This is a genomic window from Enterococcus sp. DIV1368d (assembly GCF_050542975.1).
GTDB lineage: Bacteria > Bacillota > Bacilli > Lactobacillales > Enterococcaceae > Enterococcus_D > Enterococcus_D casseliflavus.
The window spans coordinates 454503-466750 of record NZ_CP172939.1; the positions used below are offsets into that span (position 1 = coordinate 454503).

A 12248-nucleotide genomic window follows, 5' to 3' on the forward strand; every position below is an offset into this window, starting at 1 on the left:
GGAGCGTTTATGAAAGAACTTTTGATTTTTGATTTTGATGGATTGTTAGTCGATACTGAAAGAGTCTATTTTGATGGGTGGTTGGCGCTATTTAAAAAGTATGAGCTTCCGATTACAGCCGCTGATATTTTTGGTTGGCGTGGTCAAAGTTGGCAACAGACTGCCACTAAATTAGCCGACCTCGTAGGCGGTCATCAGCGGGTGCAGGAATTACGAGCAGAACGGGAAGTCTATATTGCCCAGCAAATAACCGATGGCACCTTCAAAACCAAACCCTATGCGAAAGAAACCATCGCCTTGGCTCGTGAGAAAGGCTTCCAAACGGCATTAGCCACCTCGACGATGAAAAAAAGAGCCTCTGAATTGTTGGCGCATTTCGATTTGTTGCAGGCCTTTGACTATCAGACCTTTGGCGATGACGTCTCCGCCCATAAGCCTGATCCAGCACCGTACTTGCTGACTTTAGAAAAAGCGCAAGTCGCAGCAGAAAAAGCTTTAGTCATGGAAGATTCTCTTGTGGGAGCAACAGCCGCGACGCGTGCGGGCATCGATGTCGTGCTGATTCCCGATCAAAGTTTTGATCAAGTCTATTCCCCAGAGGAAAAAGCAGATCTTCAGTTATATGGCGAAGCTACCTCATTGAAGTATGTGTATGAGTTATTGGCAAAGGATCAACTGAAATAATACCTAAAAAAAGCTTCCTTTTTCGTTGCAGAAAAAGGAAGCTTTTTTTGTATAGGAAAGGCCTGTAAAAAAAACAGATCAAAGGATATGAGTGGTGTGTTTTTCGCCATCATGGTAAAGTTAAAGAAAGTTTAACAATAAGCGAAAAAAAACAAAAAGTAAAGGGGTTTCATTTTGACAAAAACGTCCATTTGTCAAAAGGACTTTTCTTGGTCGATCCTAGCCGTTGGCGGCAGGGGAAAAACATGGTAAATTATCCTTCGACGAAGAACTAGTGGGGGAAGAAAAAATGAATAAACTAAAGAATGTTTTCTATTTATATAAACTGGACTGGAAACGAATTTTCAGCAATCCAATCTCTGCATTTTTGATCATTGCCTTAATGATTTTACCCTCGCTTTATGCGTGGTTCAATATCAAAGCCCTCTGGGATCCATACGGCAACACCAGTGAATTGCCGATCGCCGTTTACAGTGCGGACAAAGGGGCAGAATTTCAAGACAAGCACATCGATATCGGTGATGAAGTCATCGATACCCTCCATAAAAACAAGCAGTTGGGCTGGCGTTTCTTGGATTCAAAAGAGGACTTAGTAGAAGGGGTCAAGTCAGGAAAATATTACGCGGGTATTTACCTGCCAGCGGATTTTTCAGATGATCTGATCAGCTTTACCAGTGGGAAAATCGAAAAACCGACCATCGAGTATTACAGCAACCAAAAAATCAACGCCATCGCTCCAAAAATCACCGATAAAGGAGCCAGCAGCCTTCAAGAAGAGATCTCACAAAACTTTATTGAAACCGCCAGCTCCACGTTGATAAAAGTCTTCAATGAAATCGGCTATGACATTGATTCCAACTTAGTCAGCATCAACAAAGTCAAATCGATGATCTTAGACACCGATGACAATTTGGCTACGATCGATGGCTATACGAAAGAGATCGTCACCTTGCACGATAAGTTTCCAGAAATCAAAGAAAAGATCGCAAAAGCCGAAGAATTCACCGATTATATCCCACAAGTGGATGCCATGGGGGAAAAACTGATCGGCTTAAACGATAAGCTGCCTGCATTGAAGAAAGAAGCCAGCATCATTTTGACCTTGCAAGAAAAGATCCCAGAGATCCAAAATGCCGGCAAACAATTGAAGATGATCGATGATGATTTTGATGACATTGCCAGCACCATGACGGACGGCATCGATACCGCCAAACAAGGACTGCAAGTCATCGAACAAGTTCAAGCCGCGTTACCACAGATCGAACAACTAGGCGACCAAGCCGCCAGCTTCGCCACAGCGACCAAAGATGGGGCCCAACAGTTGCAAGCTGCCCTGCCAAGTATTTCTAGCAGTGTGAAGGTGACGATTGAGTCGATCAGTCAAGTGGCAACAACTACTGCTAAATGGTCGAAGGCTCTGAACGATTCAATCAACCAGGAGCAGTTGGAACAAGATCGAGAATCAATCTTAAAAACAATTGATGGGTTGCAACAAAGCATTCAGCAACAACAAAGTATGCTAGATGCCTTAATTGCATTTTTAGGAAATATTGAAGGTTCAGCTGAAAATGCCCAAATTCAAGCCGTGATCAGTCAGTTAAATGACGCAAAAGGGCGTTTGACGAATGTATCTGGGTTGTTAACTCAGGTTAGAAATGCTGTGCAAAGCGGCGATGTTACAGCAGCTAAGCAATACCTTAGTCAAGTTACTGATGCAGCTAATAACGTTGCCAATCTCATGAACAGCATCAATGTTGATTCAATCACTGCAACCATCAACGACATTCTAACTAAACTAATCGAAACCATCACCACTGCCGAAGATGTCTTGAAAAAAGCCCAAGAAATCGATTTTGACTCGTTGCTGTCTTCCACCAAATCAGTGGTCAGCAATGCCGTGACGATTTTGGAAAAATACCAAAAAGAATTGCCTGCCATCAAGCAAGAATTGCACGATGCCAATACGATGCTGAATGGTCATATGGATGAAATCGTCAATGCCATCAACAAAGGAGCCGACCTGTACAACAACGAATTGCCAGTTGTCGAAGAAAAATTAGGGCTGGCCGTAGACTTCTTGCAAAACGATTGGCCAACCATCAAATCAGAAATCAGTTCTACGATGGCGATGGTGGATGAAAAACTGCCAGAAGTTGAAAAAGCCTTGGATGCGGCTGTCGATTTAATCAATAACGATTGGCCAAGTATCAAAGCAGGCATCCACAAAGCCGCTGATGCGATCCGAGCAGGAGAAAATGAAGTCGATCTCGGGGAAGTCATCAAATTATTGAAACTTGATGCCACGGATGAAGCCGACTTCTTCAAACAACCAGTGGAATTAAAAAGCAATGAAATCTACCCAATCGCCAACAATGGTTCAGCTAGCACACCATTTTATACCGCATTGTGTTTGTGGGTAGGGGCATTATTATTGTCAAGTGTCGCTACAACGGAGTATCATTTAGAGAAGAAAGACAAAAAACGCTTTACACAACGTGAAACCTTTGTGGCACGGATGCTGACGTTCTTGACGATGGCAGTCGCCCAAAGTTTGATCGTGACCCTAGGAAATATGTTTTTATTAGGCGTCGATGTCCACAACCCTGTGTACAGTGTCTTCTTCGCATTACTCGTCGGACTCGCCTTTATGATGATCGTCTACGTACTGGCGGGACTGTTCGGCAACCTCGGGAAAGGGATCGCCATCATTATTTTGGTTCTCTCCATTTCAGGTGGGGGAGGAAACTACCCAATCCAAGTCTCTGGGAAGTTCTTCCAATTCATTAATCCGCTACTGCCGTTTACTCATGCGGTCAATCTGTTAAGAGAATCAGCCGGTGGGATCTATTGGCCAAATGCTATCCCGCAGTTGATCATTTTAACGATTTTGTTCCTAGTCTTTGGGATCGTCGGTACGTACGCGTATCCTTATCTAGTCAACTCTACGAAGAAACTAAGTGACATTTCCAAAGAAAGTCATTTCTTCCACTAAAATCTTAAAGCAGAAAGAGCATTTGTTCTTTCTGCTTTTGTGCCATCACGTGAAATTTCTAATAATCAAAAGAGGGAAAAAGGGTCGTTTTTTCATCTGATTTTCATTGACTTTTCGCGGTTACAAGAGTAGCATACAGTCTTGATAATTCAATATTTGTGAGGATATCGTTACAAGTTTAACGAAGGATTTTTTCATGAAAAGGAGTGTAGAAAAAGTGGAGTATTTGAAACGTTTGTTGGTCGGACGTCCATTGAAATCCGCAGAGAATGATGAACAAAAACTGAGCCGGACGGCGGCCCTTGCGTTGCTATCTTCTGATGCTTTGTCTTCGATTGCTTATGGGACAGAGCAGATCGTTGTCGTATTAGTGGCACTTTCCGCTGCTGCTATCTGGTATTCATTGCCGATCGCTGCTTTTGTTATTATTCTTTTGATTTCATTGACCTTGTCTTACCGCCAGATCATTCATGCTTACCCTCACGGCGGTGGGGCATATGTAGTAAGTAGTGAAAATTTAGGGAAAAATGCGGGCCTGATTTCCGGCGGCTCTCTATTGATCGATTATATGCTGACAGTGGCAGTATCCGTCTCAGCAGGGGCAGAAGCTATCACTTCAGCTGTGCCGGCGTTGTTTGGTCATCAAGTGGCCATTTCTGTCGTGATCGTAATCTTGATCATGATGATGAATCTGCGAGGGTTGCGAGAATCAGCTAGCTTCTTGATGATTCCTGTCTACACCTTTATCGCAGTGATCACAGTCTTGATCGTGGTCGGTTTGTACAATATCGTAACGGGTGCGCAACCGTTAAATGCAACCGCACTACCGGGAGCGGTCGTACCTGGGGTATCCGTGGCCTTGATTTTACGGGCTTTCTCATCAGGTTCCTCTTCTTTGACAGGGGTCGAAGCGATCAGTAACGCGGTGCCGTTTTTCAAAAAACCACGGGCGAAAAATGCAGCTGCGACCTTGACAATCATGGCGTCGATTTTAGGATTCTTCTTTGTCGGCATCACTTTTATCAACTATTGGTATGGTATCGTACCAGAAACAGAAGTGACCGTCCTATCTCAAATCGGTTCTGCCGTTTTTGGTCATGGGTTTATGTACTACGTTTTGCAATTTGCTACGGCACTGATTTTAGCAGTTGCCGCAAATACCGGATTTTCAGCTTTCCCCGTGTTGGCGTATAACCTAGCGAAAGACAAATATATGCCGCATATGTATCAAGACCGTGGGGACCGTCTTGGCTATTCGAACGGAATCATCACCTTGGCTGCTGGTTCCATCGTATTATTGTTTATCTTCCAAGGATCGACCGAGCGTTTGATTCCTTTGTATTCCATTGGGGTATTTATTCCTTTTGCCTTGTCCCAAAGCGGAATGGTGATCAAATGGAGAAAAGAAGGCAAAGGCTGGTTCTTTAAATCGATCGCCAACATCGTTGGGGCTTTGATTTCCTTTGCGATCATTGCCATCTTGTTCGTGTATCGCTTAGGCGATATTTGGCCATTCTTTATTATCATGCCGATCCTCTTGTATATCTTTTACAAGATCCATGATCATTATAAAAAAGTCGCAGAACAGCTGCGATTGGAAAAACAAGAAGCACTGCATGTCTATGAAGGAAATACCGTGATCGTTCTCGTCGGAAATGTTACCCGAGTAAATATCGGCGCATTGAACTATGCCCAATCGATTGGTGATTATGTCGTGGCGATGCACGTCTCATTGGATGAAGATGTGAAGAAAGAAAAAGAGATCGAACAAGAATTTAAGCAAAAATTCCCAGACGTGCGTTTCTCCGTCGTTCATTCTTCGTATCGTTCGATTGAAAATCCCATCTTGCGTTATGTGGATCTAGTCAGCCGCAATGCAGCCAAACACAATTACACAACGACCGTCATCATTCCACAGTTTGTCCCAAGACGTCGCTGGCAAAATATTTTGCACAACCAAACAAGCCTGCGCTTACGTTTCAGACTCTCTTGGCGTGAGAACATCATTGTAAGTACGTACAGTTACCATTTGAAGAAATAACAAAAACGCTAGTTTAGTGACCTGATTCCCAAAAGAAATGTTTGGGTCATCCGCTAAGACTAGCGTTTTTTTTAGCTATAAAACATTTTTAGTTTGATATCCTGATCGTAATTCCCAAACCCCTTGCCAAAGAGGGTACAACCGCCGACATGCTCGGCATCTTCTTTGACTTCCACTTTTAAGTGCCACGTATCTTCGTAGGCAGGTATATCCTTGATCGTAATGTCGGAAAGAGGAACACCTTCCATGTAGGTTCCGTGATCCATGATGCGGATCGTCTTCAATAACCCGTACTGATTGAGATTGTCTGGATACCAATCCGGTGTATACTTGCCGCGAATATCTGCAAAATCCCCTGGGCTAGTCCATGTACCAAGCTCCACACCATTTAAGCTGAAGGTGATGTCTGACGGCCAGTTGTTATTGGAAAAAGGAAATTCAGACGAAACTTCCATTGAAATCTCCATCATTTCGAGTTTTTCTTCTCTTGCTAAGAAGTTTGGCGATTGGTATTCAACAAATCCTTTCGTAAACCACAAGATGCGGGCATCCATTCGTCGGGGATCCATGAAAAACTTCGGTTCATCCACCATTCCCACAAAATCAGCTGAAGTAGCAAGCCCGCACGTTGGTTCTACCGAATAATTTGTATAATGACCGATCGGTATCGCCGTTTCTTTCGTATCAAAGGCATTAAAGATTTTCTCAGGAAAGTTGATATCGATATGATCCACTCTTAAACTGGAAATCTTTTTTTGCCCTACACGCTCTGTTTTGATGATTTTGGCTTCTTCTAATTTTTTGATATGCATCGTAATGATAGCGCTGCTTAAGCCCAACTCCTGTGCCAACTCTTTGACATTCATCTTGTTTTTAGCCAGCAATTGAATGATTTTGATTCGTACGTTACTGGCAAGTGCCTCATAGACAGGCAATGCTTCTTGATTGATTTCTAATTGCATCGTGTCACCTCCGCTTAAACTGTTTGATTTACTTGAATGTTAACATATTTGCTAATTTGTGTAAATAGCGTTGTTTATTTCGCTAGTTATTAATATATTTATTAATTAATGTAGATATTATCATAAATAAATTAATCAAAATATTGTTGACAGCGATTACAAATCAAGTTATGATTTATTTGTAAATTGAAAGTGTTTGCAAACATCAATTTCTATGTTTTGTTTTTGTGAATTGTTTATAGGCTTCTTTATAGGAAATATCTTAGGTGTTAGGAATTATTATGAGCAGTTAGTAAGGTCTTTTTTAAGAGATGTCAATGAACAAATGTGATAACGTACCTGCAAATATCTATAAAACTTGAGAGGATGGAAAAGATGAACATCAAAAAGGTTATTTTTTCGGGAGCAGTTCTAGGTTTAAGTAGTTTGGTATTAGGGGCCTGCGGAAACAGCAATAATAGTTCAGGTGATGATAGCGGAAGTAAAGAAATTACGTTTATGTTTCGAGGTGGCGAGGACGAGAAGAAAGCCTATGAAACAGCAATTAAACAATTTGAGGAAGAAAATGATGTAAGCGTTAAGATTATTGCTACAGATGCTGATCAATATGCAACAAAGCTGCAAGCGGCAATCTCAGGCGGTAATATGCCCGATGTTTTCTATGTAGAACAAAGCAATCTCATGGCTTACGTTGATAATGGTGTTTTGCTAGATATTACGGATGAAATTGAGAATTCAGATTTTGATCTTTCAAACATTTGGGAATATGGGGTAAATAGTTATCGGTATGATGGTGAAAAAGTTGGTAGCGGTGCTTTGTATGGATTACCAAAAGATGTTGGACCATTTGCTTTAGGATATAACAAAGACATGTTTAAGGAAGCTGGTATTGATTTGCCTGATACAGATACGCCTTATACATGGGATGAATTCGTTGAAGTATCTAAACAGTTAACGAAGGATTCTGATGGAGATGGAAATCTTGACCAATGGGCAACAGGATTTAACGTAAACTGGAGTTTACAAGCTTTTGTTTGGAGTAACGGAGCAGATTGGATCAACGAAGCCAAAGATACCGTTACAGTCGATACACCAGAATTTGCGGAAGCATTGCAATGGTTTGCGGATCTGCAAAATGTGCATGAACTCACCCCTTCAATTTCTGATGCCCAAACATTGGATACGTATCAAAGATGGATGAATGGTGAGATTGCTTTCTTCCCTGTAGGACCTTGGGATATGAGTACGTATGCAGGATTAGATTTTGAGTATGACTTGATGCCTTGGCCAGCAGGCTCTACAGGCGAATCTGCAACGTATATCGGTTCTTTAGGAATTGGTGTTGCCAGCAAAACCAAACATCCAGAAGAAGCAGTGAAATTAGTTGAGTATTTAAGTGCATCTGAAGAAGGACAACAACAATTAGTAGATGCACAGATTCAAATTCCTAACCTGATTGATATGGCTGAAGAATGGGCTTCTGATACAGACAGTGTACCTAATAATAAACAAGAATTTATTGACATCGTCCAAGATTATGGTCGCGCTTTGCCAGTGGCAACAACCTACAATGCAGAATGGTACGATGAATTCTTTATCAATATCCAACCTGTGTTAGATGGAGATCAAACGGCAGCGGATTATTTAAAAGAAGTTCAACCTAAGATGCAAGAAAAACTAGACTCAGCGATTCGCCAACAAGAAACAGCAAGATAGACTCACTGGGGTCACATATCTATGTGACCCCAAAGATTTTTATGGAGGGACGCGTAATGGAACAAGTGGAAATAAAAAAAACAAAAAATAAAAATAGTCTTTATGCAAAAGAGCACAAAGTTGCTTTCTTGTTCGTTCTACTTCCAGTTTTAGGATTTATTTTGTTTTCATTGATACCTTTGGGCTATTCGGTTTATGCTGCCTTTACAGATTGGAACGGTCTAGGGCAAATGAATTTTATCGGTCTTGAGAACTTTCAGAAGCTTTTTAGAGATGAGTACTTCTATAAGACGATGTTTAATACCGTCTTTTTGATGTTAGGGATTCCAATCGGTTTGATTTTGTCATTTATGCTAGCATCAGCACTGAGCAGAGGAATTAAAGGAACGACGATTTTTCGAACAATCTATTATATTCCAGTCATCTCATCATTAGCAGCCATTTCGATTTTGTGGCAATGGGCTTACAATGGTGATTTTGGTTTAGTCAATCAGGTCTTGGATATCTTCGGTATCAGCGGTCCTAACTGGTTGCAAAACCCATCAACAGTCAAACCGGCAATTATTATTATGTCTGTTTGGAAGGGCTTGGGTTATTCTATGCTCTTGTACTTGGCAGCGATTCAAAGTGTACCAAAAACCTTTTATGAAGCAGCAGAATTAGATGGTGCTTCTTCTTTTCAAAAGTTTCGCAATATCACTTGGCCGATGGTTAGACCAGTCACTTTCTTTTTAGTCGTTACGAATATTATCGGCGGCTCACAAATCTTTACGGAAATAAACATTATGACACCAACTGGCGGACCACAATATAGCAGTGCTACGGTCGTTTGGTATATCTGGCAAAAAGCTTTCAGAAATTGGCAAATGGGTTATGCAAGCAGTATGGCGTTGATTCTAGCAGTATTGGTTTTTGTGATAACAGCATTCCAATTCTATATGAACAATCGTTCAAGCTATAAATTAGATTAGGAGGGAAAAGAATGAAAAACCTGAAAATAAGCAACGTACTCATTATTTTAATTCTCTCCCTTGGAGCAGTTATTATGGTGGGGCCGTTACTTTGGATGATCTCAACATCGCTAAAAGACCGAGCTGGCGTCTTCCAGCTGCCACCTCAATGGATTCCAGCCCCAGTACAATTTGATGCGTACAAACGTTTATCTGAGCTGGACACTTTGTTCTCAGGGATTAAAAATACAGTGATCGTTTCACTTTCTGTGACTGTTGTAGGTACTCTGACATCCAGTTTAGCCGCCTTCTCATTTGCCAAATTACGGATGCCGCATAAAGATGCGCTATTTCTAATCCTTTTAGCCGCTTTGATGATTCCTTATCCAGCGGTGATGATCCCGCAATTTATGATGTTTTCCCAAATTGGCTGGGTTGATACGTTATTACCATTGATCATTCCAGGAATGTTTGGAAATATCACTATGATTTTCTTTTTACGACAATATTTGTCAAATATTCCTGATTCGATCGTTGAGGCGGCGAAAATTGATGGTGCGGGCTATTTACAAACCTTTATCCAACTGATTTTTCCGTTGATTCGTCCAGCGGTTGCTGCTCAATTTATTTTATGGTTTATGGGCGCTTGGAATGACTACTTAGCACCATTGATCTACTTGAATAGTCCAGAAAAACAAACATTGCAAGTAGTGATCGCAAACTTAAATGCCGCCTATGCAATTCAAACGGATTATCCGTTGATTATGGCAGCTTCCGTTGTTTCATTACTTCCGGTTTTGATCGTATTTATTATTTTCCAAAAGCAAATTATTGAATCAGTTGCACTTTCTGGAATGAAAGGGTGAGTAGATGTTTCTAAAAGCAATGAACTGGCTAAATGCATTGGTACTTCTGATAGAACTAAATATTTTGTGGCTTCTAGGTATTTTAGCTGGTTTTTTTGTGGTCGGCTTTGTTCCCAGTACTGTTGCTGTCTTAACGATTCTAAATAAAGAGGATCTATTTACAGGCTATTACTCTTATATAGAAGTATTGACTTTATTTTGGAAAAACTATGTGTCAGCCATTCGCTTATACAAATGGCGGGTCTTTATATTTCCACTTATTCTAGGCATTCTCTATTTGGAATTGCTGATTGTGCAGCAAAGTGATCTAATGAGAGCATTTTTCCAATGGCCACTTTTGTTTTTGTTCAGTTATGTGATTTTAGTATTGATCAATTTATCCTTAGTCACTCGATTGAGTAAAGATAAGTGGCGGAAAAAAGCCGTTTTTTCATTGACGAGTCCATTCTTGTTACCAAAAGAATCGCTTCTTTGTCTTTTGATGGTTCTCACATTTTCAATTGTTAGCATGGCGTATCATTGGTTCTTTTTTGTCGCAATTTCAATCTTTTTGTACAGTGCCAGCAAGTGCTTGTTGTCAGGCTATAGCAAGAAAGGATTGTTAAAATCATGATCAAAAAATTTCTTTTCTCGTGTGTTCCTCTAATGGTTCTTTTATCTGGCTGTACTGCTTCTGCAGTTGAAGAAGTCTTGTCCCCTCCTGAGTTTGACGATGTTAGTGTCCATGACCCATCGGTGATCAAAGCGGATGATACGTTTTATATTATTGGATCACATATGCAATTTGCCAAGTCTCAGGATTTGATGAAGTGGGAGCAGATATCTAATTCAGTATCTGAAGATACACTATTTGAGAATATTCGAGAAGAATTGGCAGAAGAGTTTGAGTACGCACAGACAGATACGTTATGGGCTAGTGATATCCAACAGTTTAAGAATGGAAAATACTATTTGTACTATTGTTTGTGTCAAGGAACTTCACCGCTCTCCGTAATGGGAGTGGCGGTATCTGACTCTATTGAAGGTCCTTATGAAAAAGTCGAATCTTTTCTTTATTCAGGAACCTCTCCGCAGTTTGGTGAAGCGTACAATGCAGCGATTCATCCAAATGCGATCGATCCTCATATTTTTTATGACAATGAAGGGAAATTATGGATGGTCTATGGATCATACTCAGGCGGGATTTTTATCCTAGAAATGGATGATGAAACGGGTTTGCCTAAAGATCGCAATTCTTACGGAACACATTTGATGGGCGGAAATCACAGTCGCATCGAAGCACCATACATTCAATATAATCAAGAAAATGGCTACTATTACTTGTTCACTTCATTTGGTGGGCTAGATGCAGACGGTGGATACAACCTTCGAGTCGCGCGGTCAAAGAATCCCGATGGTCCTTATGAAGACAGCCAAGGAAATCCAATGGCTGAGGTCAAAGGGAAATTTGGAACGGTTTTTGATGACGTAAGTATTCAAGACTTCGGAACTAAGATTATGGGGAACTTCCTATATACCGAAAATACGAGCAATGAAAGGGTTGGCTATGTTTCGCCAGGTCACAACTCGACCTATTATGATGAAGAAACCAATCAATATTACTTGATTTTCCATACACGTTTTCCAAATAGCGGAGAATATCATTCTGTGAGAGTCCATCAAATGTTTTTCACAGAAGCAGGGTGGCCGGTTGTTTCTCCATTGAGATACAGCGAAGAAACGATTGCTGATTATACAAAGAATCAAGTTACGGGTGCCTATACGCTGATTTCCTTTGACAAGTTTTTAACGGATGATTTGAAAGAACCACAGGAAATTACAGTTGAAAAAAATGGCCCGATCAATGGTGATCGCACTGGAACATGGGAACTAGCGGAAAAGAATAGTCAAGAAGATTCAAGTGTGGTTATCGATGGCACTGTTTATAAAGGGAAGTTTCTTTCCGGCTGGGATGAAAATCAGCAAAAGCAAGTAATGACATTTACAGGTACCTCAGAAGCAGGAGTACCATTATTTATTGTTAGGAATGAGGAGTAA

At 40.9% G+C, this 12248-nt stretch carries 9 protein-coding genes; 8 read left to right on the forward strand and 1 reads right to left on the reverse strand.

Annotation, left to right across the window (positions count from 1 at the left end):
* The first annotated feature begins 9 nt into the window (after positions 1-9).
* From IGJ44_RS02145 to IGJ44_RS02155, 3 genes are all read left to right on the forward strand, one after another.
* Complete coding sequence (locus tag IGJ44_RS02145; RefSeq protein WP_167826657.1) at positions 10-684, forward strand: HAD family hydrolase; 675 nt, start codon at positions 10-12, stop codon at positions 682-684.
* 289 nt (positions 685-973) lie between these two features.
* On the forward strand, positions 974-3676 hold the full coding sequence (locus IGJ44_RS02150) for a YhgE/Pip domain-containing protein (RefSeq protein WP_167826658.1): 2703 nt from the start codon (positions 974-976) through the stop codon (positions 3674-3676).
* A 217-nt stretch (positions 3677-3893) separates the two neighbouring features.
* A complete protein-coding gene (locus IGJ44_RS02155) occupies positions 3894-5717 on the forward strand; it encodes an amino acid permease (RefSeq protein ID WP_167826659.1) in 1824 nt (607 codons plus the stop codon).
* Between the two features lie 71 nt (positions 5718-5788).
* Here the strand turns inward: IGJ44_RS02155 and IGJ44_RS02160 are convergent, their stop codons facing one another.
* Entirely contained in the window at positions 5789-6679 is an 891-nt protein-coding gene (locus IGJ44_RS02160) for an ArsR/SmtB family transcription factor (protein ID WP_005227282.1), read from the reverse strand.
* 375 nt (positions 6680-7054) lie between these two features.
* Between IGJ44_RS02160 and IGJ44_RS02165 the strand changes: the two genes are divergently transcribed.
* Genes IGJ44_RS02165 through IGJ44_RS02185 form a run of 5 tightly spaced genes read left to right on the forward strand, consistent with a single transcriptional unit; the run spans position 7055 to position 12248 of the window.
* Complete coding sequence (locus tag IGJ44_RS02165) at positions 7055-8395, forward strand: ABC transporter substrate-binding protein (protein ID WP_015508887.1); 1341 nt, start codon at positions 7055-7057, stop codon at positions 8393-8395.
* Between the two features lie 56 nt (positions 8396-8451).
* Positions 8452-9366 (forward strand): carbohydrate ABC transporter permease, encoded by a 915-nt coding sequence (locus tag IGJ44_RS02170; RefSeq protein ID WP_034872060.1) that lies wholly within the window; start codon positions 8452-8454, stop codon positions 9364-9366.
* 11 nt (positions 9367-9377) lie between these two features.
* On the forward strand, positions 9378-10211 hold the full coding sequence (locus IGJ44_RS02175) for a carbohydrate ABC transporter permease (protein WP_167826660.1): 834 nt from the start codon (positions 9378-9380) through the stop codon (positions 10209-10211).
* 4 nt (positions 10212-10215) lie between these two features.
* The gene (locus IGJ44_RS02180) at positions 10216-10824 is read left to right on the forward strand and encodes a DUF624 domain-containing protein (protein WP_061053696.1); all 609 of its coding nucleotides are present in this window, start codon (positions 10216-10218) and stop codon (positions 10822-10824) included.
* Positions 10821-12248, forward strand: a complete 1428-nt coding sequence (locus IGJ44_RS02185; RefSeq protein ID WP_430606062.1) for a glycoside hydrolase family 43 protein — start codon at positions 10821-10823, stop codon at positions 12246-12248. Before IGJ44_RS02180 ends, IGJ44_RS02185 begins: the two co-directional genes overlap by 4 nt.

Excerpts from the sequence above, each read along its gene's own strand:
- IGJ44_RS02185 (WP_430606062.1), top strand. The coding sequence starts at position 10,821 with ATGATCAAAAAATTTCTTTTCTCGTGTGTTCCTCTAATGGTTCTTTTA.
- IGJ44_RS02175 (WP_167826660.1), top strand. The coding sequence starts at position 9,378 with ATGAAAAACCTGAAAATAAGCAACGTACTCATTATTTTAATTCTCTCC.
- IGJ44_RS02170 (WP_034872060.1), top strand. The coding sequence starts at position 8,452 with ATGGAACAAGTGGAAATAAAAAAAACAAAAAATAAAAATAGTCTTTAT.
- IGJ44_RS02165 (WP_015508887.1), top strand. The coding sequence starts at position 7,055 with ATGAACATCAAAAAGGTTATTTTTTCGGGAGCAGTTCTAGGTTTAAGT.
- IGJ44_RS02180 (WP_061053696.1), top strand. The coding sequence starts at position 10,216 with ATGTTTCTAAAAGCAATGAACTGGCTAAATGCATTGGTACTTCTGATA.
- IGJ44_RS02145 (WP_167826657.1), top strand. The coding sequence starts at position 10 with ATGAAAGAACTTTTGATTTTTGATTTTGATGGATTGTTAGTCGATACT.
- IGJ44_RS02150 (WP_167826658.1), top strand. The coding sequence starts at position 974 with ATGAATAAACTAAAGAATGTTTTCTATTTATATAAACTGGACTGGAAA.
- IGJ44_RS02160 (WP_005227282.1), bottom strand. The coding sequence starts at position 6,679 with ATGCAATTAGAAATCAATCAAGAAGCATTGCCTGTCTATGAGGCACTT.